A 26,362-nucleotide genomic window follows, 5' to 3' on the forward strand; every position below is an offset into this window, starting at 1 on the left:
TACGGTATTATATTAGTGAGTTTTGTAACAAACTACAAGTTGGTTGTTGAAATATAGGGAATTGGAGTAGCAGATGAAAGATATAGTAAATTGGTTGCAAGAAAAAAGAAGTTTATGGCGCTGCGATTTTATTGGGATTGCGGTGAATTGTGCACCTGCAAATGCCCCACAAACTATTCGTTGGCGTTATGTTAGCGGAAATAAAAGTGAAGCTTATCAGAAGATTCGTTTGAAAGTTGGGCGTGGGATTGCCGGAATGGTTTGGAAAACGGGACGTCCGCAAGCAGATGAAGCTATTTTTAGTCAGCCAGATAAATTATTAGAGTACCCGATTGCCAGAGTGGAGGCATTGGATAGCATGCTGGCCGTTCCAGTCACCGTAAAAAACGAAGTAATCGGTATTTTGGCGATTGGTTTTCGCCATACTCACGCCTTTACCCCCACTGAAATAAAAGCTGTAGTGACAGCTGCTGAAATATTAGCACCAACTTTAAAGGAGTTGGAGTCATGATTATGTTTGAGGAAAATCTTTTTGCTCAATTGTCTGAAGCTATCTGGCTTTTAGCAGACAATAAATGGCACCGGACATTAGCGGCAAAAAAATTAGAAAAAAGCTATCGTCTTGACTTGGCAAAAATAATTGCGATTGCCAAAGAAGAGAATACCGCTTCTGAGCTTGTGCCTGAAAAGAAAAGTAATTTTTTTGTTGTAGGTGAAATTACCCCAGCTGGCTTTCCTCTCATTTTACTAGATCAAGATAAAAATCCCCATGAATTTTGGGGGCAAGTTACTTTTGGCAAGCAGGCAACTTTGCTTCAAATTACCCTACAAAAAGCCTCAGATAATGTGAATTCGCTTTTTGGGTATTTAAATGACGCTAGAGAAAGTGAACGGAAAAAAATTGCCAAAGATCTACATGATGGGATTGCCCAAAGTATTTACAGTTTGATGTTGGAAACAAGGGGGTTAAAGTGGATAACACCAGAAATGCAGCCTGAAAAGTTGCAAGCCATTGACCGCCATTTTGCTGAGGTACTTGAAGAAGTCCGCGATTTAGCTGGTGAATTGCGTCCCATGTCCTTAGATGCCTTTGGTCTTGTACCGGCATTGGAGCAATTTATTGCCCGCACAGAAGAAATGACGGGATTTGAAATTGACTTAACGGTTACAGGAGAGCAAGCTTCCTTATCTGAAACTGTACGGACGACTTTATATCGTGTGGTACAAGAAGCAGTGGCCAATGCTATGAAGTATGCGGGTGTGAATCAAGTGCAATTAACTTTGACTTTTCAAACTTTTTTAACAATTGAAATTGTTGATTATGGTCGGGGCTTTCATTTACTGCAGGAAAAAAAAGGCTTAGGTTTAATGAACATGCAAGAGCGAATTCACGCTTTAAATGGCAGCTTTAGTTTAGTTACTGAGCCAAATCAAGGTACAAAAATAAAAATTACGGTACCATTAGAGCATAGTGATGCCGCAAAGAATTAAAGGAGGAGCGCCATGAAAATTTTGATTGCAGACGATCATGCTTTGGTTCGTAACGCATTGGCTTTTATGATTAATGCACAAGCGGACATGGAAGTTATTGGCGATGCTGCCGATGGCAACGAGGTCTTCATGAAAATTGAAAATTTGCCGGTAGATATCGTTTTGCTAGATATCAGTATGCCTCCAGGAGAAAATGGGTTGGTTACGACTAAACGGGTCAAAGAAGCGCATCCTAATGTAAAAGTTATTCTTTTGACAATGCATGATGAAGAATCTTATATACGTGGTGCATTAGCGGCACATGCGGATGGTTTCGTATTAAAAAGTGCCACTGATGAAGAACTATTAACAGGAATTCGTAACGTTTTTTTAGGCAAACGTTATTATGCTGGCTATGATGAAGAGGCGTTAAATGAAATTGCTCATGGACAAGAAGATCGTTTATATGCCAGCTTATCTAAAAGAGAAAAAGAAATATTACCTTTGATTGCATTAGGGTATAACAATAAAGAAATTGCCGAACGACTTTTTATTTCTGTGAAAACAGTGGAAGTCCATAAGGCCAATATTCGTAAAAAGTTGCAGTTGGATAGTTATGCTAGCTTATTGCAATATAGTTTAAAGCACCATTTGATCGATTTTTAGTAGTTTTTTTAAAGGAGGAAAAGTTGTGCCAGCAAAAAAAGGGGTTATATTTGTTTTACACGGACGCCAAGATCACATTGTCAAAACGAATATTGCTGCCATTGAACAGGCAGCGCGAGCAGTATCAGTTCCTTTTGCCATCGGTTTTTTAGAAGGAAAACATCAAACGTTAGAAGATAGCATTGCAAAACTTGTTGCAAAAGGCTGCCAGGAATTTATCTTTTTGCCAGTGTTATTGTTTGCAGCTACCCACGTTAAAGTAGAGTTGCCAATGCGCGCGGGAGCTGTTTTGCCCAAAGAGGCTATTGCAACTTATTTAGAACCCCTTGGCACAACCCATGCTGTTTTGCGTTTTTTAGCAGAGCAATTAGCAGCGCAACCAAAACTTTTACCACAATCTGTTTTATTAATCGCCCACGGGACGCCTCATTTTTTGGAACCTTATGCGCAGCTAGCAGAGATTGCCCAGAAATTGACGTTAATTTCTGGACGTAAAGTTTATCCTGCCAATTACCATGGTGAGCATCTTTATACAGCAGTTTTAAACCAAATCCCGACACCCTTAATTGTTCAACGGCTTTTTCTCACAGAAGGATTTTTACCGACAAAAATTAAACAAGATATTGTGACAAAACGAGGAACTAAAGATACGATTTTACCCACTTTGGCGGATAGTCCAGCAGTGGTCGCAGCGATTTTAGAAAGGTTGGCAGATAGCAATGTTACCGATCATGCTTGATGTTGTCACTATGAAAATTTTAGTTGTCGGGGCAGGGAAGATTGCTACTAGAAAAATTCAAAAACTAGTGGCAGCCGGAAATAGTCCGACGGTAATTGCACCTGTTGCCAGTGATTATGTGCAAAAAGCAGCAGTGGCAAAAAAGATAACGTGGCACAAGCGAATCTACCAAATAGGGGACACTGCTGATTTTCAAATGATTTTCATTTGTACCAATGACGATAGGGTGAATCATGAAATCACAAGAGACATTTTACCAACACAACTTGTGAATGATACGACAAATAAAGCCAACAGTAATTTTTTTAATTTGGCGAGTTTTACGTATCATGATTTTGAAATTGCACTTTCTTCTAAGGGGAAAAGCCCAAGTCAAACAAAAGAGTTAAAAGAAAAATTGCAGCAAATCTTAAGAAATGAAGACAGTCTCAATAGCTGAGGCTGTTTTTTTATCTGACCGAAGGATAAGAAAAAGGTGATGGGCTACTTTGGTGTTTGCAGGAAAAGGCAGCATTTTTTTGGTTGCTTTGTGAAATAAACAACAAATATAGGGGATTCCCCAATAGGTTTCAAGGGTGATTTCTTTTATTGTGAAGCTATTAACAATAAAGGTGGAAAATCCATGAAAGAACGTTTAGTCGTAATCGGAAACGGAATGGCGGGAGTTCGAACGATTGAAGAAATTATCAGTCGTGATCCAGATCGCTATGAAGTAACTATTATTGGTAAAGAAGCTTATCCAAATTACAATCGCATTATGTTATCCAATGTTTTGCAAAATAAAATGACAGTGGAAGAAATTATTACTAATCCAATTGCTTGGTATACAGAAAACCACATTCAATTAATTAATCATGATGAAGCTGTCGGAGTCGATACTGAAAACAAAATTATTACTACCAATTCTGGACAAGTCGTTCCTTTTGACAAACTGCTTTTTGCAACCGGCTCACATCCATTTCTCTTACCAATTCCTGGTGTTGATAAAGAAGGTGTGGTCGCTTTTCGTACGATTGATGATACAGCAGCAATGTTACAAGCTGCTGCAAAATATAAAAAAGCAGTCGTAATCGGTGGTGGATTATTAGGTTTAGAAGCAGCCAAAGGGTTATATGACCAAGGAATGGACGTTACCGTCGTTCACTTAGCCAAGTGGTTAATGGAAACTCAACTAGATGAAAAAGCAGGCAAGTTATTACAAGCTGAGCTTGAAAATCAAGGATTGAAATTTTTGTTAGAACACAACACTAAAGAAATTCTAGGGGATACACGAGTAGAAGGGATGCGCTTTAGTGATGGTAGTGAGATTGCAACCGACTTAATTGTGATGTCGATTGGAATTCGTCCGGCAGTAGAGTTGGCACTAGAAATCGGCTTGACGGTTAATCGTGGAATTGTGGTAAATGACTATATGGAAACCAATTTACCAGATATTTACGCAGTCGGGGAATGCGCTGAACATAATGGTATTTGTTATGGTCTGGTGGCACCTTTATTTGAACAGGGCAAAGTTTTAGCAGATAAATTAACACAACAAGCCGATATTAAGCCTTATCAAGGTTCAACGACGTTTACTTCGTTGAAAGTTTCGGGGGCAGATCTTTATTCTGCGGGCAATGTTGTAAATACAGAAGGTCTAGAAAGTATTGAAGCTTTTGATAGTAGCAGTAAAAAATACAAGAAGATTTTCTTAAAAGACGGAAAAATTGCCGGTATCGTTTTGTACGGCGACACAGAAGACGGCAGTCGCTATTACAACATGATGAAAAAAGGACAATCTTTAGATGAGTTACAAACAATCGCAGTTTTACAAGCGATTGGCGAAGGTGCTGGCACAGGCGATGATGTTTTATCATGGGATGAGGATGAAACGGTTTGTGGCTGTAATGGTGTTTCAAAAGGCGATATTCTCCGTTCAATCCGGGAAAAAGGATTAACCAGTGTCGCTGAAGTTGGGAAAGTTACAAAAGCGGGAACTTCATGTGGTAAATGTAAACCGCAAGTACAAACTTTGTTAGAAGCTGAACTGGGCGATAGTGTTACAGCGGCAACAGGAATCTGTGGTTGTACAGATTTAAATCGAGATCAAGTGGTAACACAAATTTATGCCAAACATTTGTTGAGTACCAAAGAAGTATTTGAAACCCTCGGCTGGAAAAATAAAGAGGGCTGTCCTAAATGTCGTCCGGCGGTCAATTTCTATTTAAATGTGGCCTGGCCAAAAGAGCATGAGGATGAACGTGAATCGCGGGTTGTAAACGAACGGATGCATGCCAATATTCAAAAAGATGGGACTTTTTCGGTTATTCCCCGGATGCGTGGTGGTCAAACAACACCGCAACAATTATTAAAATTGGCACAAGTAGCGGAAAAATACAATGTCCCATTGGTCAAAGTCACCGGTTCTCAGCGCATCGGCCTTTATGGTGTGAAAAAAGCTGACCTGCCAAAAATATGGGAAGAATTAGATATGGTTGCAGCCCAAGCGTATGGCAAAGTATTCCGCTCTGTTAAAACTTGTGTGGGGAAAAGCTTCTGTCGTTTTGGTACCCAAGATACAATGGGCTTAGGGGTAAAATTGGAAGAGACATTTGAGTATTTGGATACGCCCCACAAATTTAAAGTCGGTGTTTCGGGTTGTCCTCGCAGCTGTGTCGAATCGGCGGTAAAAGACTTTGGGATTATTGGTGTGGAAAATGGCTTTCAAGTAATGATTGGCGGCAACGGCGGAACAGAACTTGTCGAAGCCAAAATGTTAGGGACTTTTGAAACAGAAGCTGAAGTTATTGAACTCTGTGGTGCAATGTTGCAATATTATCGTGAAACAGGCGTTTACGGTGAACGGACAGCGCCTTGGGTTGAACGGATGGGCTTTGATAATGTGAAGACCGTCTTATTGGATACGAAAAAAAGAGTAGAGCTATGGACAGCATTACGTGAATCATTAGAGGCAAAAGGTCAGCGGGATCCGTGGGGACCAATTACAAAAGATGTTGATTTACGAGAAAAAATGTATACGATTGAAAAACCGGAAAAAGTGGAGGTTTCGTAATGAAAGTTTTAGCCACCAAAAAAAGTAAACTCATTCCACGAGTGGGGCGTTCGGTCACCCTTAAGGATGAAAAAATTGCGATTTTTACGACTTCTGAAGGGAAAATTTACGCTTTAGCTGATTACTGTCCCTTAACAAAAGGACCGATTTTAGAAGGCATGGTTGCAGGGGATTACCTCTATGAACCGATGCGGGATTACAAAATCTCCCTTATTGACGGTAGGATTCAAGAACCTGATGAAGGTCAGATCAAGACTTTTCCAGTTATGATTGACGAAGATGAAGTTTACGTTGAAATCTAAATTTGGCGTGTGTAACTCAAAATGACAAAAATACCCAAACTTAAGCTTAGGTGGCGACAATTTTAACTTTTGTGACCTAAAAAATGGTTTGGGTATTTATTTTAGAAAGGAAACATCATGAAAAAAGCGTGCATTTTGCTAACACGTTTAGCTGACTTAAATGAAGTGGATCAAGCTTTTTTTATAGCCAAGGGTTATCAGACGCAAATTTTACCTTTAACTGAAATTTCCTTACGAAAATTATCCGCTAACGAAATTGCAGAAATTAAAGCAACCCAGTGGCTTTTTTTTACAAGTCAAGTCCCGGTTGAAAGTGTTTTAAAGCATGCCCAATCTAGTGTGAAAATCGCTGTAATTGGACAAAAAACTGCCCAAGCAGTGATAAATGCAGGTTTTACCCCTACTTTTATTAGTCCCAAAGAGACAAAGGAAATGCTGTTAACGACTTGGCAAAAAGCCTACCCTAAAAAAATACGTATTTTATATCCGAAAAGTCAATTGGCAGATAATAATGTGGAAAAGATGCTGGCAAATTACGAGGTACAGAGTTTTATTGCGTATGACAACCTTTTTCCACTGACGAGTCAAAAAAAGTTAGAAAAGGTGTTGGAGACAAAAAAAATCACCGCCGTATATTTTACGAGTCCTTCTGCTTGGCGCCGTTTTATTAAGGTTTATAAAAATTATTCGGCTTTGCCGTTACAGTTTGTTGCTATTGGCGAAACAACAAAAAAAGCAATTGAAAAAGCCGGGTATACTGCACGATTGAAAAGTGACGTAGAAAAGATTGATTAAAATAATTGTTAGAATTTTCTTGACAATTAAAAAGTAGCTGTATACAATAAGTGCAATAAATAAAAGTGATGACAAGAAATAGTAAGTAAAAATAAGAAGACAGGAAGTTGCCGGTAATTGAGAGGCGCGCAATTATTTTTACTGAATTCCTCTTTGAACTTCGCACCGAATCAAGTAGGCTGCGACGGATGGTGTGCCTTCGTTAAATTTGCCAGGGTATAAGTATTTTTGTACCTAATGAGGTAGTTTTGCGCAAGCAGACTATAAAAAAAGGTGGTAACACGAGTCTATTTCAAGACCCGTCCTTTCAAATTGAAAGGATGAGGTCTTTTTCTTTGTATTTAAATCTTAAAATAAAGGGGTAAAAGGACATGTTTAAAGCAATCAGTAAAAAAATTAACGCAGAGTCAGTAAAGTCATTAGCAAAATTATCAGAAGCAGAGGCGGCGCAAAAAAAAGCACGTGATTTGGAATTAGAAAAAATTATTACCGGTGAAGATCAACGTATTTTATTAATCATTGGTCCGTGTTCAGCCCATGAAGAAGAAGCTGTGATGGAATATGTACATCGTTTAGCAAAATTACAAGCAGAAGTCGCTGATAAAGTATTCATGGTACCACGCATTTACACGAATAAGCCGCGAACCAATGGCGATGGCTACAAAGGCCTGTTGCATCAGCAAAATCCCAATGGAGAAAGTAATTTAATTCGGGGGATTGTTTCCGTACGTAAATTACACAAACGTGTTTTAACTGAAACAGGTTTAACGACTGCTGATGAAATGCTTTACCCTGAAAACTTAGAGTTCGTTGAAGACTTGGTAAGTTATATTGCAGTTGGTGCCCGCTCTGTAGAAGATCAGCAACATCGTTTTGTGGCCAGTGGTATCAACCAGCCAACGGGGATGAAAAATCCTACGAGTGGAAATTTAACCGTTCTATTCAATTCACTATATGCTGCGCAACAAAAACAAGAGTTCATTTATAATGGCGCAGAAGTGGAGTCTTCTTCTAACCCATTAGCCCACGTTGTTTTACGAGGGGGACTAAATGAAGTAGGGAAAAATATTCCCAATTATCACTATGAAGATTTAATCGAAGTTACAAATCGTTATGAAGCAGGAAACTTTAAAAATCCTTTTGTGGTAGTGGACACCAATCATGATAATTCTGGTAAACAGTATTTCGAACAAATTCGAATTGTCAAAGAAACTTTAGAAAACCGCAAGTACAATCAAAAAATTAAAAAAATGGTTCGTGGCTTTATGATTGAAAGTTTCATAGAAGATGGTCGTCAAGAACCAGATGGAACCGTTTTTGGTCAATCGATCACCGATCCTTGTCTCGGCTGGGAAAAAACAGAAGAGTTAGTTCGCTACATTGCAAAACATGCCGAATAAATTTTTGAAGTAACAAATTGATGCAGGAAACAGACAATAAAATAACCCAAGATAAAAAATAAAATTTATCTTGGGTTATTCTTTTGCCTAAAAAGGTGGGAATTATCAACCCTTAATTTTTTATTATTATTTTATAGCTATCATTTATTTTGTATAAGATAACTTTACCCAATTAATTAAAATAAGGAAAAAGCATCATTGTTAGCGGTAATAATTTGAATTTTCAGAAATTAAAAACTTTTAAAATCGCGTTCTATCAAGGTATTGCTGTAAAAGGAATTTCAATAATTATTCAGCTTATCTAAAAAAAATTACAAAAGAAACGTATGATTTTTGACTAGAATAACTTATAATATTGTCATCGTATAAAGAGAGGATAGAGATATGAAGAACAAGAAAAAACGTGATTTAACAAAAATGCGTACGCCCCATACTTATGTCATTATTTTTATGGTTGTTATCGCGGCGTGGCTATTGACGTTTATTGTACCAGCAGGTAAGTTTTCTACCACTGAAGTTGAGTACAAAGATGCCAATGGGGAAGTAGCAACACGGACGGTCTTGGAACAAGATACCTTCCGCTATGATTATCCGTTAAATAAAGAGTTTGTCTTTGATAAACTAGAAGATTTAGCGGGCAATCAAAATGAATTAGAAAAATTAGATGTTGCCAAAGAAGATGTTGAAGGTGTCATAAAAGACGGGGAAAGTAAACTTTCTCAAGAAACACTAGATGGCATTAATCTGACCGATGATGCGCTGTATAAATTATACGGTGACAAAATTTATGATAAGTCAGAAAAGCTTCACAAGACAGCTAAGATTTGGGGAACCGATGATTTTAATGGTTTTGGTTTCTTGAACTTTGTTTTTGAAGGATTAGTTTCTGGTGACAAGTACGGTTCAGCTGTTGGGATTGTTGCTTTAATTCTCGTCGTCGGTGGTGCCTTTGGGATTATTATGCGTACAGGCGCGATTGATGCTGGTATTTTTGCCTTTATTTCCAAAACGCGTGGTCTAGAACGGCTAGCGATTCCGTTATTATTCTTTGCCTTTTCTTTTGGTGGTGCCACTTTTGGGATGGCCGAAGAAGTTATTCCGTTTTCAATGGTGATGGTGCCTTTTGTCATAGCGCTGGGGTATGACTCTATTGTGGCGGTCACCGTGACTTATGTTGCCTCGCAGGTGGGGAATGCCGCTTCTTGGATGAGTCCATTTAGTGTGGCAGTTGCCCAAGGGATTGCCGGAATTCCAGTCTTATCTGGTGCAACCTTCCGTTTAGTTATGTGGTTTGTTATTACCGCACTTTCTGCACTTTACTTATCATTATATGCAGAACGTATTCGTAAAAATCCAATGAAATCAGAAGTTTATGAATCAGATGCGCATTTCCGTGATCAAATTCAAAAAACGAAAGATGAAAAGAAACCTTTCTTATTAGGTCACAAATTAATTTTGTTGGAAATGTTAGTTGTTTTAATTTGGATCGTTTGGGGAGTAACCCAAGAAGGGTATTATATTCCTGAAATTGCATCTCAATTCTTTGTAATGGGCTTAGTTGCCGGTATTATTGCAGTATTGTTCAAACTGGACGAAATGGGTTGGAATGATATTGCCAAAAGTTTCCAAAGCGGTGCGGCTGATTTAGCCGGCACAGCGATCGTTGTAGGGATGGCAAAAGGAATTCTACTTGTCTTAGGTGGTTCTGATGCGAACATGCCATCTGCATTAAACACAATGCTACACGGCGTAGGCGGTTTATTAAGCGGTGTTCCAGCGATGGTTGGTGCTTGGGCAATGTATGTTTTCCAAAGTTTATTCAACTTAGTCGTAACATCAAATTCAGGACAAGCAGCTTTAACAATGCCAATTATGGCGCCATTGGCTGACCTTGTGGGCGTTTCTCGCCAAGTTGCAGTTTTAGCTTATCAATTAGGTGCAGGGTTTGTTGATGCCTTCACACCAGTTTCAGCAAGTTTAATTGGGGTTTTAGGTGTCGCACATATTGAATGGGCCAAATGGGCGAAATTCCAAATCAAGATGCAAGGTTTCTTCTTTGTATTAGGGTCAATTTTCATCGTGATCGCAATTGCAATTGGTCTACAATAGCACGCAATTAACTTCCTCTTTTTAGAGGAAGTTTTTTTGTTGTAGGCTAGAATGGATAGGCTAAAAAAACGACTTTCAAAATCAAATTTTGAAAGTCGTTTTGTTTTGTATTAGATAATTTTTTTATTTTTATAACGACGGCGGAATAAGTTGATATCCACTACTTTATCGGTTTTATCCGTCTTTTTTTTGGCTGGGGTATCAGTCGGTGTTTCAACTGGCTCTTGTGGAACAGTTGTCCTGTCGGGTGTAAGATAGTCATTTTTTTCTTCTTGTTGCACAACTTCATTTTTTTCGACCGTAATTTGTTTTTCAAAATTAAAATTGCCATCAAAATTTTCAAAGATTTGGCGTTTATTGGAAAGATGATAATAAACAATTTCTGGTGGCACACCAACACGAGCAGGGATCATTGTGGTGCCAATACCGGTGTTCACAGATAAAATTGTATTTTTCGTTGGTAAGTACAGGCTGTCAGTATAGTGCTTTGCGCCTTCTGTTTTGATGTATAAATACGGTAGTCGGATTTGACCACCATGACTGTGACCAGATAAAACCAAATCGTATTGTTCCAAATTATTAATAGCATCGATTTGATCAGGCTGGTGGGCTAATAAAATATGCCATTCAGCTAATGTTGATTCAAAATTATAGTTGGGTTTCCCACCACTTAAATCATCAATTCCGACGATATTCATGGAAATCTTCGCATCAGAACCAAAAACTTCTTCATTAACTAAGGTAGTAAAACCAGCTTCTTTTAATACTTCTTTGACAAAGTATTGGCCACCGTGCTTGTAATCATGATTGCCTAATACTGCAATTTTTCCCATCGGAGCTTTTAGACGTTTTAATTTTTCAATTAAGCGATCGGTTTGTTTTTTTGGCCAATGCTTATAATCATCAATTAAGTCACCTGTAAAAACAATGATATCTGGTTGCATCTCCATGACAGAACGAATGATTTTATTCATTTTGCGTGGCTTGAACCAGCGAGAAAAGTGAAGATCGCTAATATGAGCAATTGTTACATCGCCTTCATGGGCGAACATGTCATAAGCATCTGAAATATCCAATACCCGTTGTTTATTTTTGCGAATGAGGTAATGCCGTTGTTTGAGCCTGCTAGGTTCAATGAAAAATGCATAAATTGAAAATACTAGTAAAATAGCGATGATACCTAGAATTAACTGCACAAAACGGCCCCCTTTAAAATTCTGCTAACTAGTATAGAATATAAGATAGTTTGAGAAAAAGCAATCGAACATCAGATAAGATTTTGCTAAATTTAGATGAAAATTATTTCGTTTTTGTTACAAATAAAATAAACGTCTCCGAAACGTTGACAGGAGACGCTTGAAATGATTTGAAATCTAAAAAAGCACAGCCTCACTTTAATTTTCGAAGTTTTTTTGAAGGATTGTGACGCAAACGGCTGTTCTTTTTTGGAATGATAAATAACAACATTTCATAAGGTGCGGCAATGAGAAACCACATTAGGGACCAACTTGTGAAATCTTGACGATAGAGGTTTTGCAATAAGAAATGAAGCGTAATTATCCCGATTAGTAACAAACTATTTTTTAACCAAAAAGAATTGCCAAAATCAAACGTTAATAAGAGCGTCGTAAGTAACGGCAGTCCGTAAAAGAAAAAAGCGGTGAGGTTCAACTGCCAATTGCGTTTTAATTCCAGGAAGGATAAGACGAATAAAACAGTCGATAAGAGAATTCCTAGTGGCGGAAATAAACTTGTTAAAAAGAGATAAATTGAACTATATAAAAGCATTAGGGGGCCTTTAACAAGTGCTGCAATGGCGATAAAGCTAAAAATTAACAGCAGTTGTCCAGTAAAACTAAATTTTAATAAGAGACCAAATAAAGCTAAAATAGCAAAATGGCTCCAAGTCAAAACTTGATCTTTGGTATTTTTTTTATACTTTTGGCGCAGATATTGTGCCAACTGCGGATACTTATGGTTGAAATTTTCCATGTTTTAACTCCTTTATATAAACGATCAAACGTTGGTGTAAGATAGTGCTTAAAGCAAGGTTGTAAGTGATAAAAAACCGATGAAATGATTTTTACGATACCTTTGTTTGTTAACTTGTGAAGCGGGAAAATCATTTTTGGTAAGCTTAATTTCTAATAAAAAAGCTACTTTAATTATAAAGAGTAAGGAGAATTATAAATCGGACCAAAGACGGATTTATTGCAGGAGACAATGTTGCAATCGCTCCTACTAAAAAGATGGAATTGCTAAAAACAGAAGATTGGCCAGTCATTTTATCCCTATTTTAAGAATTGTGGGCATTTACTTAATCTTTTGTGGTGTGGGAGATTTTTTTCTTTTCAGCCGAGTAAACTAAATTTTTACAAAAGTCATTTTTTTGCGGGGCCTTTACTTTAGACACAAGCGGTTTTGTGCTAAAGTTACTAATGAAATGACAACAAGGGGTAAATTTTTACAGTAGACTGTCACCACTTGTGTTTGTTTAGCGTAATGTTACGAAATGATATTAATGAAGGATGTGAACTTGGTGATTTTTGATTCTCATACACACTTAAATGCCGAACAATTTAATGAAGATATCCCAGAAACGATTCAACGAGCCAAAGAACTTGGCGTCACTGAAATGGCAGTCGTGGGATTTGATACGCCAACAATCGACAAAAGCTTAGCTTTAAGTCAAGAATATACTGACATATATAGCATTATTGGCTGGCATCCAACTGAGGCAGGTAGCTATACAAAAGAAATTGAAGAAAAATTGCAAACACAGCTAACCTTACCTAAAGTGGTAGCTTTAGGGGAAATTGGATTGGATTATTATTGGATGGAAGATCCAAAAGAAGTGCAAGAAAGAATCTTTCGCCGCCAAATTGCCATCGCCAGAGAAATGCATTTACCAATCAGCATTCATACCCGGGACGCCATTGAAGACACGTATCGTATTTTAAAAGATGAAAAAATAGCAGACATCGGCGGGATTATGCATAGTTTCAGCGGTAGTGGCGAGTGGGCAAAACGCTTTTTGGATCTGGGAATGCATGTTTCCTTCAGTGGTGTCGTGACGTTCAAAAAGGCGCTTGATGTGCAAGAAGCGGCAACGGTTGTACCCCTTGATCGTCTTTTGGTCGAAACGGATGCGCCTTATTTAGCACCGGTACCTTATCGGGGTAAACGCAATGAACCGGGCTATACCCGTTATGTCGTAGAAAAAATTGCAGAACTGCGAGAAATGCCCTTTGAAGAAGTCGCGGCACTTACACGGGCTAATGCACATCGTCTCTTTGGGATTAATCGATGAAAAAGCCAGTCATTGAAGAGATTATTGTCGTTGAAGGAAAAGACGATACAAGACGCCTGCAAGAAGTTGTCAAAGCAGACACCATTGAAACGATTGGCTCGGCCATCAATGAGGACATTTTAACCCAGATTGAACATGCCCAAGAAACACGTGGAGTCATTATTTTCACGGACCCAGATTTTTCCGGTGAGAAAATTCGCAAAACGATTATGGAAGTCGTGCCAGCTGCCAAGCATGCTTTTTTACCACGCAAAGAAGCGACACCTAATCGCAGTCATGGTTCTTTAGGAGTAGAACATGCGAGTGATGCCGCAATTTTGGAGGCGTTAAAAAAAGTTGTGACGCCTGTAACTACAAGTGAAGAAATTCCATTAATCAGTAGACAAAGTTTAATAGACTATGGTTTAATAGCGGGAGCTTCTGCCAAATTATTACGGGAAAAACTCGGCGATAAATTGCGAATTGGCTATACAAACAGTAAACAATTAACCAAACGGCTGGCAATGTTTCGCATTACCGCCGCAGAATTAGACACAGCGATGCTAGAAATCAAAAAAGAGCTGGAGGACGATCTTGAAAGACACACGTGATATTGCAACACCATCGAAGACCAAAGAAATTTTACAAAAACACGGCTTTACCTTCAAAAAAAGTTTAGGCCAAAATTTTTTAACGGAACCAAATATTTTAAGAAAAATTGTTGCCACTGCTGAAATTGACGATCGGACAAACGTCATTGAAGTAGGACCTGGGATTGGGGCTTTGACAGAGCAATTAGCCAAGTCTGCCAAAGAAGTTTTAGCTTTTGAAATTGATGAGCGACTAATTCCGGTTTTAGCAGATACCTTGCATACCTATAAAAATGTTAACGTCATTCACCAAGATGTTTTAAAAGCGGACTTGCTGAAATTGACAGCAGAAAACTTTACGGATAATTCGCTGCCGCTAAAAGTTGTCGCAAATTTACCTTATTACATTACGACGCCAATTATGATGCACTTTTTGGAAAGTGATTTACCTGTAGCTGAAATGGTCGTGATGATGCAAAAAGAAGTGGCAGATCGTATCTCAGCTGAGCCGGGCACAAAAGCCTATGGTTCTTTATCGATTGCGGTGCAATACTTTATGGAAGCCAAATTAGCCTTCATCGTTCCCAAAACCGTCTTTGTACCACAACCAAATGTTGATTCCGCAATTTTAAAATTAACACGTCGCAGTCAACCAGCAGTAGAGGTTATTAGCGAAAAAGAATTTTTCAAATTAACGAAGGCTGCTTTTCAATTGCGCCGTAAGACATTATGGAATAACTTACTGCACGCTTATGGAAAAGATGATGCCACCAAAGCTTGGTTGACAAAAAGCTTAGAGAGAGCAGCCATTGATCCAAAACGCCGTGGGGAAACATTATCGTTAGCTGAATTTGCAGCTTTAAGCAATGCCATGATGACAATCAGTAAATAAAAAAGACAATTTGAAATTAGAATAAATGTATCTTAATCAGAGGTTATGACAGAAAAATTGTCGTAGCCTCTGATTTTGTTTTGTTTAGCGAAAAAAATAAAGGTAATAGAATAGAGCAGTGGTCTTTTTTTGAGGATAATTTTAATAAAGGCGTACATAACTATCACCTGAATTTAACTGCATTAAAAAAATAAGTGAAATTTTTCAGACTCTTTTCGTAAAAACGAAATATATGTCTTGACACTTAAAATAAATACCACTAAAATGAAAAAGACTTAAGTGTCTTGACACGTTGGTTGAGTACGAAAAAATAAATGTTAGAGTTTTTTGAGGAGGAAAAAATGAGAAATAATTCTGTGCGTCATTTAACGATTGCTGCTTTACTAATTGGCCTTGGGATCATGATTCCAATGGTAATGCCTAAAATTGTGATTGGACCAGCATCTTTTACATTAGCTAGCCATGTGCCATTATTTATTGCGATGTTCTTTTCCCCAGCTGTAGCGATTGCAGTTGCGTTGGGAACAACTTTTGGGTTTTTAGTTTCTGGGTTACCTGTTGTAATTGCATTACGGGCCTTAACTCATGTAATTTTCGCTACAATTGGGGCATTATATCTGCAAAAAAATCCTCAAATCGTGTTGCAAAATGGCCAGTTTACTTTAGCCAATGTCCGTTTTCAAATGTATAACGTCGTTTTAGGTTTAATTCATGCGGCAGCAGAAGTGGTGGTCGTTTTAGCTTTTAACATGATTAATTTGGGTACACCAGGAACCTATGATGGGGGTGTTTTTTACTTCTACTTTGTCTTATTAGGATTTGGTGGCGTAATTCACAGTTTGGTGGATTACAATATTGCGTACTTTGTTGCGGGTACTTTAAGTAAACACTTTGACATTCCGGTCTTTACCAAAGCTCTGAAATTACAAAAAGAAGTTGCTGGCAATGTGAAAACTGCCCGATAATAGCTAAAAATATTTTCCTGCCGTAAACTTACGGCAGGATTTTTTTATTTTTTTGTGAGGTGAGGGCAATTTATTCAGCTTTTAAATATCTAACTTTACGCACTAACTCTTAGCGACAATAAGCCCAAATCTTGAGAAATTTGAGAAGCAATTTATCAAGATTTTGTCTTATTGCGAAAGAGTTGCCCCAGTGCTCTCAGTTTTTAAATATCTAGCTTCATAAACTAGCACGTCAAGAAATAAAACAAAATTTCCAAAAATTTGAGGAACAATTTCCGGAAATTTATTATTTATTTTTTACGAGCTGAGGGCAGTTTATTCAGCTTTTAAATATCTAACTTCACGCACTAACTCTTAGCGACAATAAGCCCAAATCTTGAGAAATTTGAGAAGCAATTTATCAAGATTCCGTCTTATTGCGAAAGAGTTGCCCGAGTGCTCTCAGTTTTTAATACTGCAAGCGGTTAGATTCCTAACGTTCGTTATAAAATTTTAAGCACAAAAGTTCGTTAGCTTGTTGTAGCAGTTTATTCGTGCTATATTTTAGGCGAGGTTTTTAAACCTCAAATATGACAGAGTAGGAAATAAAGCGTTAAGTGTCTGAGGGATGGGATGTTGCCCTTGGGACGAAGGATTGCATGCAATTCGCGGTTTTATTTTCGCATTCGCTGCATTATTTTATGCGGCAGCTCTATTAAGGAGATGCTGAGTTATGAAAAGAAAACTAGATGCCTATAAGATTGCGGTCATGGCAATGTTAATTGCTTTGATGGTTGTTTTATCGCAAGTTTTCGGGTTTGAAACCCAATTATTAAAAATCACTTTTAGCTTTGTACCAGAAGTGGTGATGGCAACTTTATTTGGTCCATTTTGGACTGGGGTTGGGGCAGTAATAGCCGATGTTATCGGAAATACTTTATTGGCTAAGTCCCCATTTTTTATTGGCTTTACTTTTAATGCCTTTTTAGGTGGACTTATTTATGGTTTTTTCTTTTACAAAAAAGAAATTACGTTAAAAAATTCTTTTCTGTGTGTCTTAGTTAACACCGTGGTCTTTAGTTTTTGCTTAACGCCACTGTGGTTATCTTTGATGTACGGCATGGATTTAACTAATCCGGGATTATGGACAACCCGCTTGATTAAAGCGGTGATCATGATTCCTTTAGAAACGATGATTATCTATATCGTAGGCCGAGCATTACCTTATCAACGTTTGGCAAAAAAACTACACTCAAATTAATCACTAACGTCCTCCATCCCAGGGCGCAGACTGTAAGACTAGTAAATTTTCTAGTTTTACAGTTTTTTTTGATGGTTATAAATGCTACTAAAGCAAAATCGTTTAAGCATGATCAATGCAACATGTCATATTGCAAATACACTTTCCTTATTGCTACCAAGATTTACTACTAAGGATAAAAAAGAAGATGAAACGAAGATTTTATGCATATTTCACCAAAAATTTTTCGCTAACATGTTAAAATGAAAGATGAGATTATACGTATCCTTTGGAGGAAATTATGAAACGATTTTTGATCATTCTTTTAGTTGCAATTATTTTAGTATTAGGTGGTTTTTTTATTTTGAATTTATTCTTTGGTTTTACAAATTATCAAACAAATGAGAAAACTTCCGTTAGTTCTACAGCTGTGGATGAAAGTGTTGCAACAACTTCTAGTAGTGAGAAAAAAGATCCGATAAAAGAAGTAGTGGCAAACATGACTTTGGAAGAAAAAGTAGGGCAATTATTTTTCGTTCGCGTGCCAGAAGTCAATCAGGTAGAAGATATAACAACCTATCATTTAGGTGGCTATGTTCTTTTTGGCCGCGATATGGAAAATGAAAGCCAAACAAGTCTGACACAAAAAATTGCAAGTTATCAATCTGCTAGCAAAATACCATTGTTAATTGGGTCAGATGAAGAAGGAGGTACTGTCACGCGGGTAAGTCAGAATGCTAATTTAGTCGCTGAACCTTTCGCCTCACCCCAAGCACTTTATGCCGCAGGTGGTTTTGCAGCGATTAAGTCAGATACAATTAATAAGGCAAAAGTTTTGCACGACTTTGGCATTAATGCAGGACTATTTCCTATTGCTGACGTGGCGACAGATCCGAATGCTTTTATTTATGATCGGACGATTGGGCTAGATGCACAGGGAACAAGTGAGTATGTCGAGACAGTGGTAAAGGCGCTTAAGGGAGAAAAAAGTGGTTCGACGTTAAAACATTTTCCCGGTTATGGGAATAATCGTGATTCCCATGTGGAAATTGTCCGTGATACAAGAAGCTTAAAAGAATTGCGTGAGACTGATTTTAAGCCCTTTAAAGCTGGAATTAAAGCTGGAGCAGATAGTGTGCTAGTTTCCCATAATATTATTGATGGGATTGATAAAACCAAGCCCGCTTCAATTTCAAAGGCAGTTCATGATGTTTTACGAAATGAATTACGTTTTGACGGTGTGATTATGACTGATGATATGGATATGGCCGGGCTAGCAGATTTTATTTCCCAAGCAGATGCTGGACTTGCTGCTCTAAAAGCAGGCAATGATTTAATCATGTCCTCTAGCTATCAAGTACAGATTCCAAGAATATTAACTGCTGTTAAAAGTGGGGAATATTCCGAAGAGGCGTTGGATACTGCCGTTATGCGGGTATTAACCTGGAAGAAAAATTTAGGACTAATCTCATAAAAAAATTGGCACAGCTACCTTCAAAAAAATGTAGCTGTGCCAGTTTTTATTATTTTAGGATTGTTCAAATTGTGCGTGATAAAGTTCAGCGTAATAGCCATTATTTTTTAGTAAACTTTCATGAGTACCTTGTTCAACAATTTGACCGTGATCCATTACAAGAATTTTATCAGCAGCTTGGATAGTAGCAAGGCGGTGAGCAATTACGAAACTGGTTTTTCCTTTCATCATGGCTAAAAAAGCTGCCTGAATTTTTCGTTCCGTTAAAGTATCGACAGAACTTGTTGCCTCATCCAAGATTAAAAGATGCGGTTTGGAAATCATTGTCCGGGCAATGGTTAACAATTGGCGTTGACCATCGGAAATTTTCACACCGCTTGTTCCAATAACCGTATCGAGCTTTTGTGGCAGACGCGCGACATAATCATACATATAAGTTTTCTTTAATGCTTCATAAATCAATTCATCTTCTGCCTTGGGATTACCATAAGTGAGGTTTTCCCGTAAGCTTGCATCAAAAAGCCACGTATCTTGTAATACCATACCGAAACTTTGTCGTAAACTATCCCGAGTCAAATGACGAATATCATAACCATCTAACGTTATTTTTCCGTGATCCACTTCATAAAAGCGCATTAATAAGTTGACCAGTGTGGATTTACCAGCACCGGTTTTTCCTACGATGGCGACCGTTTCACCAGGAGCGGCCTCAAAGTTGAAATCGTGAATTAGCGGTTGATCTTTCGTATAGCTAAAATCCACTTGAGAAAAACGAACAGCACCTTTGACGTTTTTTAAAGTAATTGCATCAGGAGCGTCAGGTGTTTCAATTTTTTGATCTAAAATTTCAAAAGTCCGGTTTAAACCGGCAATGGCCGTTTGAATTTGAGTTGTAATTCCAGAAAGTTCAATAAATGGTTTGGTAAATTGACTCGCGTAAATTGTAAAGCTGGAAATGACACCAATTGTCACCAACTGACTACCATTTAAAACTAATAGACCGCCTACAAAACCGACCGCCAAATAGGCTAAATGATCGACAAAACGTGACATGGGGTTTGTTAAAGAAGAAGAAAATTGTGCTTTTTGGCCCCGTACATTTAATTCTTGGTTAATGGCTTCAAATTTTTGTTGATTGACGTCTTCTTGCTGGAAGGCTTTCACGATTTTTTGATTTCCTACCATTTCTGTGACAAAACCGGAAATTTCCCCAACGATTTCTTGTTGGCGGGCAAAATTAACTTGCGAGTATGTTGCAACCAGCCAACTAACGAAAAATATAATCGGTGTGGCGACTAAAACAACAATTGTCAAAACAATGCTTAAACGTAACATCACAACTAGCGCAATTAACACAACAGCAACGCCTGAGAAAAGCTGATTGAAAACAGCCGCCGCGGCAATCGCAATATTGTCCATATCATTAGTGAAACGACTCACGATATTTCCATGGGGTGTTTGATCGTAATAACTCAACGGAAGTTTGTTTAAATGCGTAAAAGCATCTTTACGTAATTGTCCAGCGGAAAAATAAGCAATTTTGTTAGACAGACGTTGAATGAAAAGTTGGCTAATGACGGTAATGAAAACAACGCTAGCAAAGAGTAAAAGAATATGATACAAAGCACTAAAATCCACTTCGTTTTTCCCTAACATTTGATCAACTGCTTGACCGATTTGATAAGTAATATAGACACTGGTGCCCCCTGAGGCAATACCTAAAATAATTGCCCCGCAAATTTCTTTTTTGAAGGCTGATAAGTATGGAAGATAGCGTTTTAAAACAGACCAGTCAATTTTTTTAGGCTTCATGGGACACCTCCGCTTGTGAAGCAACAATGGCTTGATATTCTGGGCAATTCACTAATAACTCTTCATGTCTGCCTAGGCCGACTTGTTTGCCAGCATCTAATACTAAAATTTGCTGGGCATCTTGAATAGAGCGTACCCGTTGAGAAATGATAATTAAAGTACCGTCTAATTTATTTTGGAGCGCCTGTCGTAAATTTAAATCAGTTTTGTAATCCAGCGCGCTAAGAGAATCATCTAAGATTAAAATACGTGGTTTTGCAATCACAGCTCGCGCAATCGTCAATCGTTGCTTTTGCCCGCCTGAAAAGTTCTTACCCCCTTCAAAAATTGGAGTTTGTAAGCCTTTAGGTAATGCGGCTACGAATTCTTTGGCTTGCGCTAATTCAAGGGCGGCCCAGCACTCTTGGTCGGTGGCATCTTTTTTGCCCCATTGTAGATTTTCTTTGATCGTTCCGCTGAATAAAACTGCTGTTTGGGGGACCATAGCAATTTCACTGCGCAATTTTGTTAAAGACCACTTGCGCACATCGCGCCCGTCAATGGTAACACTGCCGGCTGTGACGTCATAAAAACGCGGAATAAGCTGAGATAAAGTTGACTTGCCACTACCGGTGGGGCCGATAATACCAAGCGTTGTTCCAGCAGCTACTTTAAAATCAATATTTTCTAGAACCAGTCCAAATTCAGGCGCAAAGCGAAAAGCAACTTGTTGAAAAGCAATCGCGCCTTTTTTACTGCTTAAAGAAGAATCTCCTGCAATTGGAGGATTACCTGCTTTAGTATCACCAAATGTAGTGATACTGGGTTTGGTTTCCAATACTTCGTTTACGCGGTTAGCAGAAGCGGCCGCCCGGGTAAAAATGATAACCAAATTTGACACGACAATTAAAGCCAAGAGCATCTGATTCATATAATTTACTAAGGCTAAAATTTGTCCCGGTGCCAAGTGGCCAGTGTTTACTTTAAAGCCACCTAAATAAAAGAGAGCTAAAATTCCAATATTCATAATCAAGGTGGTCGCCGGTGTCAGAAGAGCTGAAATATTTGTTACCCGTACATAAACACTGGAAAGCTCATCTGTACGGTTTGAAAAGCGCGTGATTTCAGTGTTACGCCGCGAAAAAGCGCGAATAACCCGCACACCACTTAGATTTTGGTTCACAAGTTCATTTAAGACGTCTAGTTTTTGTTGTACTTTTTGATAGAGGGGGACAGTGGTTTTAATGATAAAAAATAATATTAAACAAAATAGTGGCAATGTCACCAAAAAGATGATTCCAGCCTGCCAGTCAATGGTAAAAGCCATAATAACTGCGCCGATACTTAAAAAAGGTGCCCGTACCACCAAGCGAATGAGCATCGCTAAGGCCAGTTGCAACTGATTAATATCACTTGTCATGCGCGTGATCAGTGTATCTGTACCAAATAAATTCAATTCAGCGTGGGAAAAACTATTAATTTTTTTCATAACCTGATTGCGCAGCTCTGTTCCAAAATTTTGGGAAGCCACAGAGGCATAATATTGGCAAATCACGGCACATAGCAATCCAACTACCGACATCAAAACCATCCAACCCGTCATTTGCCAGACAACCTGGTTATCATTTTGGCGAATGCCCATATCCACTAACTGTGCCATTAGTAAGGGCAAAATTAATTCAAAAACGGCTTCTAAAAATTTGAAAAAAGGACCCAAAATAATTTGTTTGCGGTATTTTTTTGCATAAACCAATAACTTAAACATGGATAAACTCCTATTCTTTTTGTAAATGATTGCTATAAAATAATAATTAAAAAATAAAATCAGGCGGGATGATACCACTAATTGTTAGAAAAAAATTGGAAGTATAAGCTGATAATTAACAAAAACAAAAAAGTATTCCCACTTTCAAAATTCAATTTATGTTTATTATTGTAACCTAGGATAGATATTGAGAAAAGGCAGGCCCTTTAGTTTTAGAAAAGCTGGAGAAGTTTGGTACAATGAGGGTAATTACCAATGAAAATGAGTAGAGGTGAAGAAATGAACGAATTTATTACAGTGGTATTATTATTTTTTTGTTATTCTTTTATCGGCTGGTTATGGGAAACGATATTTTGTTCGCTTAAGGCCAAAAAATTTGTCTATCGCGGCTTTTTAATGGGACCGATAACCCCAATTTACGGGTTTGGCATTTTAATGGTTTTGTACTTTTTACGACCGTTTCATGATAATTTACTACTATTATATATCTTCGCAGCGATGCTGGTGACAATTTTAGAGTATGTCACAAGTTACGGATTAGAAAAATTGTTCCATGCTTCATGGTGGGACTATCATGATGTACCGTTAAATATTAATGGTCGGGTGGCAATTCCTGTCTCTTTATTTTGGGGCGTTGGATGTGTATTGATTGTAAAAGTAGTTCAGCCCCAAGTCATGCTCGGCGTTAATTGGCTAGCGGCACATTTTGGTTTTTATCTACCGGTTGTCTTAATTGGTGTGATGATGTTTGATTTAGGCTATACCTTAGCAAACTTAGCTTCATTCCAAAGTATGACTAAAAAAATTGCCTCAGAGTTAGATCAGCGTAAAGAAGAATTAAAAGACAGCTTTGACACAAAAAAAGATACGGTACAGCAGCGTCTGGCCTTATCCCAATACTTTAAAGAGCATCCTGAAGCGGAAAATGCCTTTCCCCACTTGAATTTTCACCAAAGAAGACTGTTAAAAAACTTTAAAGGGTTGAAATTAGACAATGTAAAAAGTTTAGAAGATGTCCGTCATTATGTGGCAAATCGTAAAAAAAATTAGCTTTATGTTACGAAAATATTACGAAAAATGTAAGCGAGGAGAAGCTAGTATTTTCCTCGCTTTTTCGTTGCTAAAAACTTTTAAGAAATGGTTAAATTCGATTTACCTTCATAGCATCTGTAACAAAATGTAATCTAACTGAAATGATACATACACCTTTCCTTTGTATAATAAATGGCATTGGAGATTAGAAAAGAAAGGTGTGGATTTTGTGAAGGCAAAAAAATTGGTGACAGTTTTGACAGCTGTTGTAGCCATCAATCTTGTCAGCCCGGTATTTGCAGCAGCGGAATCAATGGACTCTTTAAATGAGCAAGAGTCTGCAATCACACGTCAAAGTAATCAAATCAGCGCCGAGGTACAACTGGCCTTAAACGACGTGAATGACAAATACGATCAGGTAGAAAAGACAAAAGCAAAAATTGCTGAAAATGAAGCAACATTAAAAAAAGCACAACAAGATATTGCAACCACGCAAAAAAGTATTGAGAAAAGAAAAGAAATCATGGCAGAACGCTTAAAAGAAATTCAAGTAAACGGTGGAGTAGAGCGTGACTGGTCCGTCTTATTAGACGCAGACAATCTGCAAGAATTCATCAACCGTGCTTATGCCATGACGTTATTGCAGAATGCGCAAAAACAAAAAGTTGCCGACTTAAACACAGAAAAAGAAAAATTGGAAAACTTAGAGCTTACGGCGCAGAAAACCTCTGCAAGCCTAAAAGAAAATAAGACCAGTTTAGAAGCTGAAGCAGGGGAATTGGATAGTAAAATTGCTAATTTGAAAAATCAATTAGCTGAAAATCAAAGCACCCTACAAAAAATTGCCCAAAGTAAAGAAGTTGAACAAGCCCGTCTAGCAGCGCAAAAAGCAGCTAAAGAAAAGGCAGCGACGCAAAAAGCTGCCGCCGAAAAAGCAGAAAAAGAAGCTGAAGCTGCTAAACAAAAAGAAGCGGCTGAAAATACCGCAAGCTCATCTACTGGTAACAATACCAATAGTAGCTCTGAAACAAACACTAATAATACTACGAATAATTCAAGCTCCACTAATAATTCTAATAATGATGCTACCAATAATAATGATAATAATAACACTGGCAGTTCCACTAGTGGTGGTCGTACCATGATGATGGAATCAACTGCATATTCCTATGCCGAACCAGGTGCTAGCTATCTAACGGCCAGTGGGACAGATTTACGTCAAAATCCACAAGCAGTCGCCGTTGATCCAAGCGTGATTCCCCTGGGAACTGTAGTTGAAGTTCAAGGCTACGGCGTTGCGTTAGCGCTAGATACAGGTGGTGCAATTAAAGGAAACATTATTGATGTGCATTTTCCCACAGTTGCCCAATGTACAAAATGGGGCCGCCGTCAGGTACAAGTGACGATTCGAGGTTAGTTTTCTAGTGACAAACCGGAAATCGTAAATAAAAATGTAAGAACTGGTATCAACGTGTGTTGGTACCTTTTTTTACGATCTTTTAACTGGTGATTTGCTTGTTTTGATAGAATTATGATGAAATTTATAAATTTTTTATAAAAAAATCTAAATTTGTTTAAACTGAAAAAACGTTTTCTTTATAAAGGTATAGAAAATTTGATTTTATTGAAATGTTATCCAATTTCATCTTTTTAAGAAAAAAATAGTTTCACGTGGCGCATTTCTGGTAATCATTATTTAGTTGAATTATTGCAAATTTATAGTATTTGTTATTAAAAAAAATAAGCTAGTCTCTTTTTTGTTAAAAAAGAATTTTTTTATTCTAGATTGTGAGGAGAGGCAACATTTTAAATAGCCCTTTAAAATGTTGCCTTCTTAACGTATAATAAGCTAGAGATTTTCCAAAAAAAAGTGTTATATAATAGAAAAGTTAGTTAGGAGCGTGTATCAATGGGTAACCCCCTTATTAAAACGATCGCAGTCGCAGCTGTGGGAGTCGGTGCAGTCGCGATTTGTTTTGTCGGTTATCGTGAAAACAACAACAAACAATATCAGCAAAAAGTAAGTTATGCTGAAACTGCCGTTGAAAAAGATCAAGAACGATTAAAAGAAGTGGATAGTGATCTTACATCACTTTATTCAAACAAGGACAAAGTTTTTTTGAAGAAGGACTTGAAAGACGCTGAATTAACCCAAGTTGGTGCTAAGTTGGACGGTGTTAAAGTTTCAGCAGATGATTTCGGTATCGAAGAAACCGATGTGCCAAAAAACATGAAAACTATTGCCAAAGAAAAAGAAACATTAAACAAGCAAATGTCAGATGCCGAAAGTAAGTTTGCCATTCAAAATAATGTGAATGACTTATTTGAAAAACCAGTTACCGATTGGCAAAAAGCACAAAATAATGTCGTTATTAAAGCTAAAGTAAAAGATACAGATGTCGGTGCCGTGCGAGAACGGCTAGGTTTTGTTCAAGAAAGTGATTGGACGAAGCTCGTAAAAGAGTATCTTTCTTATGCCGATGCCCAGATAAAACGAGTAACAAGCATTAATAAGTCCCTCGATAGTATGTTAAAAGACGGTAAAGTGACAGATAATGCCACATATGAAAAATATCTCAGTCTGGTGAATAGTATTAGCCAAGTTCGCAATAAAACATTAAAAGCAGAATTTACTGAACAAGCAGATAAAATTTCAACACAGCTAGGCTTAGGAACGACAGATTATGGTGAGGCTAACGTAGCAAGTGACACATCAACTTATTCTGAAACTGCTACGCAATCTAGTAACGTAGGTGAAACAAACGAAACGGGCGCTGGAGAATCATATTCTGAAACTGGCTATTAAAGGAGA

22 protein-coding genes, 1 pseudogene and 1 riboswitch are annotated in these 26,362 nt (G+C 37.8%); of the genes and pseudogenes, 19 read left to right on the plus strand and 4 right to left on the minus strand.

Features of this window, described 5'->3' with window-relative positions:
- The first annotated feature begins 73 nt into the window (after positions 1 to 73).
- The 10 genes from JZO76_RS01255 (at position 74) to yfcC (ending at position 10,533) form a co-directional block, all read left to right on the plus strand.
- Positions 74 to 511, plus strand: a complete 438-nt coding sequence (locus tag JZO76_RS01255) for a GAF domain-containing protein (protein WP_206902350.1) — start codon at positions 74 to 76, stop codon at positions 509 to 511.
- A complete protein-coding gene (locus tag JZO76_RS01260) occupies positions 508 to 1,491 on the plus strand; it encodes a sensor histidine kinase (RefSeq protein WP_206902351.1) in 984 nt (327 codons plus the stop codon). Before JZO76_RS01255 ends, JZO76_RS01260 begins: the two co-directional genes overlap by 4 nt.
- 12 nt (positions 1,492 to 1,503) lie before the next feature.
- Positions 1,504 to 2,136: a response regulator transcription factor gene (locus JZO76_RS01265; RefSeq protein ID WP_206902352.1), complete on the plus strand. Its 633-nt coding sequence runs from the start codon at positions 1,504 to 1,506 to the stop codon at positions 2,134 to 2,136.
- Positions 2,137 to 2,161: 25 nt separating this feature from the next.
- On the plus strand, positions 2,162 to 2,875 hold the full coding sequence (locus JZO76_RS01270; protein ID WP_206902353.1) for a CbiX/SirB N-terminal domain-containing protein: 714 nt from the start codon (positions 2,162 to 2,164) through the stop codon (positions 2,873 to 2,875).
- Positions 2,856 to 3,314, plus strand: coding sequence for a precorrin-2 dehydrogenase/sirohydrochlorin ferrochelatase family protein (locus JZO76_RS01275; RefSeq protein WP_206902354.1), 459 nt, complete (start codon positions 2,856 to 2,858; stop codon positions 3,312 to 3,314). Before JZO76_RS01270 ends, JZO76_RS01275 begins: the two co-directional genes overlap by 20 nt.
- A 183-nt stretch (positions 3,315 to 3,497) precedes the next feature.
- Positions 3,498 to 5,927 carry a nitrite reductase large subunit NirB gene (gene nirB, locus JZO76_RS01280; RefSeq protein ID WP_206902355.1) on the plus strand — a complete coding sequence of 810 codons (2,430 nt, stop codon included), beginning with the start codon at positions 3,498 to 3,500 and terminating at the stop codon, positions 5,925 to 5,927.
- The gene (locus JZO76_RS01285; protein WP_206902356.1) at positions 5,927 to 6,229 is read left to right on the plus strand and encodes a nitrite reductase (NAD(P)H) small subunit; all 303 of its coding nucleotides are present in this window, start codon (positions 5,927 to 5,929) and stop codon (positions 6,227 to 6,229) included. The genes nirB and JZO76_RS01285 overlap by 1 nt, the downstream gene beginning before the upstream one ends.
- 117 nt (positions 6,230 to 6,346) lie before the next feature.
- On the plus strand, positions 6,347 to 7,024 hold the full coding sequence (locus tag JZO76_RS01290) for a uroporphyrinogen-III synthase (protein WP_206902357.1): 678 nt from the start codon (positions 6,347 to 6,349) through the stop codon (positions 7,022 to 7,024).
- A 371-nt stretch (positions 7,025 to 7,395) separates the two neighbouring features.
- Positions 7,396 to 8,424, plus strand: coding sequence for a 3-deoxy-7-phosphoheptulonate synthase (locus JZO76_RS01295; protein WP_206902358.1), 1,029 nt, complete (start codon positions 7,396 to 7,398; stop codon positions 8,422 to 8,424).
- 384 nt (positions 8,425 to 8,808) lie between these two features.
- Positions 8,809 to 10,533, plus strand: coding sequence for a putative basic amino acid antiporter YfcC (gene yfcC / locus JZO76_RS01300; protein ID WP_206902359.1), 1,725 nt, complete (start codon positions 8,809 to 8,811; stop codon positions 10,531 to 10,533).
- 344 nt (positions 10,534 to 10,877) lie between these two features.
- On the opposite strand, the pseudogene JZO76_RS01305 reads toward yfcC, so the two are convergent.
- Both JZO76_RS01305 and JZO76_RS01310 read right to left on the minus strand, forming a co-directional pair.
- A pseudogene (locus JZO76_RS01305) lies at positions 10,878 to 11,729 on the minus strand (metallophosphoesterase); the annotation flags it as partial.
- 193 nt (positions 11,730 to 11,922) lie between these two features.
- Positions 11,923 to 12,525, minus strand: coding sequence for a hypothetical protein (locus JZO76_RS01310; protein ID WP_206902361.1), 603 nt, complete (start codon positions 12,523 to 12,525; stop codon positions 11,923 to 11,925).
- Positions 12,526 to 13,072: 547 nt separating this feature from the next.
- Between JZO76_RS01310 and JZO76_RS01315 the strand changes: the two genes are divergently transcribed.
- The 6 genes from JZO76_RS01315 (at position 13,073) to JZO76_RS01340 (ending at position 18,962) form a co-directional block, all read left to right on the plus strand.
- Positions 13,073 to 13,843, plus strand: coding sequence for a TatD family hydrolase (locus JZO76_RS01315; protein WP_206902417.1), 771 nt, complete (start codon positions 13,073 to 13,075; stop codon positions 13,841 to 13,843).
- Entirely contained in the window at positions 13,840 to 14,433 is a 594-nt protein-coding gene (gene rnmV / locus JZO76_RS01320; RefSeq protein WP_206902362.1) for a ribonuclease M5, read from the plus strand. The genes JZO76_RS01315 and rnmV overlap by 4 nt, the downstream gene beginning before the upstream one ends.
- Positions 14,417 to 15,304, plus strand: coding sequence for a 16S rRNA (adenine(1518)-N(6)/adenine(1519)-N(6))-dimethyltransferase RsmA (rsmA, locus tag JZO76_RS01325; RefSeq protein WP_206902363.1), 888 nt, complete (start codon positions 14,417 to 14,419; stop codon positions 15,302 to 15,304). Before rnmV ends, rsmA begins: the two co-directional genes overlap by 17 nt.
- Positions 15,305 to 15,645: 341 nt before the next feature.
- Positions 15,646 to 16,269: a hypothetical protein gene (locus JZO76_RS01330; protein WP_206902364.1), complete on the plus strand. Its 624-nt coding sequence runs from the start codon at positions 15,646 to 15,648 to the stop codon at positions 16,267 to 16,269.
- 571 nt (positions 16,270 to 16,840) lie between these two features.
- Positions 16,841 to 16,942: riboswitch (THF riboswitch) on the plus strand.
- 39 nt (positions 16,943 to 16,981) lie between these two features.
- A complete protein-coding gene (locus tag JZO76_RS01335) occupies positions 16,982 to 17,509 on the plus strand; it encodes a folate family ECF transporter S component (RefSeq protein ID WP_206902365.1) in 528 nt (175 codons plus the stop codon).
- Between the two features lie 280 nt (positions 17,510 to 17,789).
- The gene (locus JZO76_RS01340; RefSeq protein ID WP_206902366.1) at positions 17,790 to 18,962 is read left to right on the plus strand and encodes a glycoside hydrolase family 3 protein; all 1,173 of its coding nucleotides are present in this window, start codon (positions 17,790 to 17,792) and stop codon (positions 18,960 to 18,962) included.
- Between the two features lie 54 nt (positions 18,963 to 19,016).
- Here JZO76_RS01340 and JZO76_RS01345 read toward each other — a convergent pair whose 3' ends face one another.
- Positions 19,017 to 20,774, minus strand: coding sequence for an ABC transporter ATP-binding protein (locus tag JZO76_RS01345; RefSeq protein ID WP_206902367.1), 1,758 nt, complete (start codon positions 20,772 to 20,774; stop codon positions 19,017 to 19,019).
- A complete protein-coding gene (locus JZO76_RS01350; RefSeq protein WP_206902368.1) occupies positions 20,764 to 22,518 on the minus strand; it encodes an ABC transporter ATP-binding protein in 1,755 nt (584 codons plus the stop codon). Before JZO76_RS01350 ends, JZO76_RS01345 begins: the two co-directional genes overlap by 11 nt.
- A gap of 279 nt (positions 22,519 to 22,797) precedes the next feature.
- Here JZO76_RS01350 and JZO76_RS01355 point away from each other — a divergent pair, with 279 nt between their 5' ends.
- From JZO76_RS01355 to JZO76_RS01365, 3 genes are all read left to right on the plus strand, one after another.
- The gene (locus JZO76_RS01355; protein ID WP_206902418.1) at positions 22,798 to 23,568 is read left to right on the plus strand and encodes a putative ABC transporter permease; all 771 of its coding nucleotides are present in this window, start codon (positions 22,798 to 22,800) and stop codon (positions 23,566 to 23,568) included.
- 211 nt (positions 23,569 to 23,779) lie between these two features.
- On the plus strand, positions 23,780 to 24,967 hold the full coding sequence (locus JZO76_RS01360; RefSeq protein WP_206902369.1) for a 3D domain-containing protein: 1,188 nt from the start codon (positions 23,780 to 23,782) through the stop codon (positions 24,965 to 24,967).
- A 492-nt stretch (positions 24,968 to 25,459) separates the two neighbouring features.
- The gene (locus JZO76_RS01365; RefSeq protein WP_206902370.1) at positions 25,460 to 26,356 is read left to right on the plus strand and encodes a hypothetical protein; all 897 of its coding nucleotides are present in this window, start codon (positions 25,460 to 25,462) and stop codon (positions 26,354 to 26,356) included.
- Positions 26,357 to 26,362 lie beyond the last annotated feature (6 nt).

Origin of the sequence: Candidatus Enterococcus myersii, assembly GCF_017316025.1 — a bacterium.
GTDB lineage: Bacteria > Bacillota > Bacilli > Lactobacillales > Enterococcaceae > Enterococcus_C > Enterococcus_C montenegrensis.

Excerpts from the sequence above, each read along its gene's own strand:
- JZO76_RS01255 (WP_206902350.1), top strand. The coding sequence starts at position 74 with ATGAAAGATATAGTAAATTGGTTGCAAGAAAAAAGAAGTTTATGGCGC.
- JZO76_RS01260 (WP_206902351.1), top strand. The coding sequence starts at position 508 with ATGATTATGTTTGAGGAAAATCTTTTTGCTCAATTGTCTGAAGCTATC.
- JZO76_RS01265 (WP_206902352.1), top strand. The coding sequence starts at position 1,504 with ATGAAAATTTTGATTGCAGACGATCATGCTTTGGTTCGTAACGCATTG.
- JZO76_RS01275 (WP_206902354.1), top strand. The coding sequence starts at position 2,856 with ATGTTACCGATCATGCTTGATGTTGTCACTATGAAAATTTTAGTTGTC.
- nirB (WP_206902355.1), top strand. The coding sequence starts at position 3,498 with ATGAAAGAACGTTTAGTCGTAATCGGAAACGGAATGGCGGGAGTTCGA.
- JZO76_RS01285 (WP_206902356.1), top strand. The coding sequence starts at position 5,927 with ATGAAAGTTTTAGCCACCAAAAAAAGTAAACTCATTCCACGAGTGGGG.
- JZO76_RS01290 (WP_206902357.1), top strand. The coding sequence starts at position 6,347 with ATGAAAAAAGCGTGCATTTTGCTAACACGTTTAGCTGACTTAAATGAA.
- JZO76_RS01295 (WP_206902358.1), top strand. The coding sequence starts at position 7,396 with ATGTTTAAAGCAATCAGTAAAAAAATTAACGCAGAGTCAGTAAAGTCA.
- yfcC (WP_206902359.1), top strand. The coding sequence starts at position 8,809 with ATGAAGAACAAGAAAAAACGTGATTTAACAAAAATGCGTACGCCCCAT.
- JZO76_RS01310 (WP_206902361.1), bottom strand. The coding sequence starts at position 12,525 with ATGGAAAATTTCAACCATAAGTATCCGCAGTTGGCACAATATCTGCGC.
- rnmV (WP_206902362.1), top strand. The coding sequence starts at position 13,840 with ATGAAAAAGCCAGTCATTGAAGAGATTATTGTCGTTGAAGGAAAAGAC.
- JZO76_RS01330 (WP_206902364.1), top strand. The coding sequence starts at position 15,646 with ATGAGAAATAATTCTGTGCGTCATTTAACGATTGCTGCTTTACTAATT.
- JZO76_RS01335 (WP_206902365.1), top strand. The coding sequence starts at position 16,982 with ATGAAAAGAAAACTAGATGCCTATAAGATTGCGGTCATGGCAATGTTA.
- JZO76_RS01340 (WP_206902366.1), top strand. The coding sequence starts at position 17,790 with ATGAAACGATTTTTGATCATTCTTTTAGTTGCAATTATTTTAGTATTA.
- JZO76_RS01345 (WP_206902367.1), bottom strand. The coding sequence starts at position 20,774 with ATGAAGCCTAAAAAAATTGACTGGTCTGTTTTAAAACGCTATCTTCCA.
- JZO76_RS01350 (WP_206902368.1), bottom strand. The coding sequence starts at position 22,518 with ATGTTTAAGTTATTGGTTTATGCAAAAAAATACCGCAAACAAATTATT.
- JZO76_RS01355 (WP_206902418.1), top strand. The coding sequence starts at position 22,798 with ATGAACGAATTTATTACAGTGGTATTATTATTTTTTTGTTATTCTTTT.
- JZO76_RS01365 (WP_206902370.1), top strand. The coding sequence starts at position 25,460 with ATGGGTAACCCCCTTATTAAAACGATCGCAGTCGCAGCTGTGGGAGTC.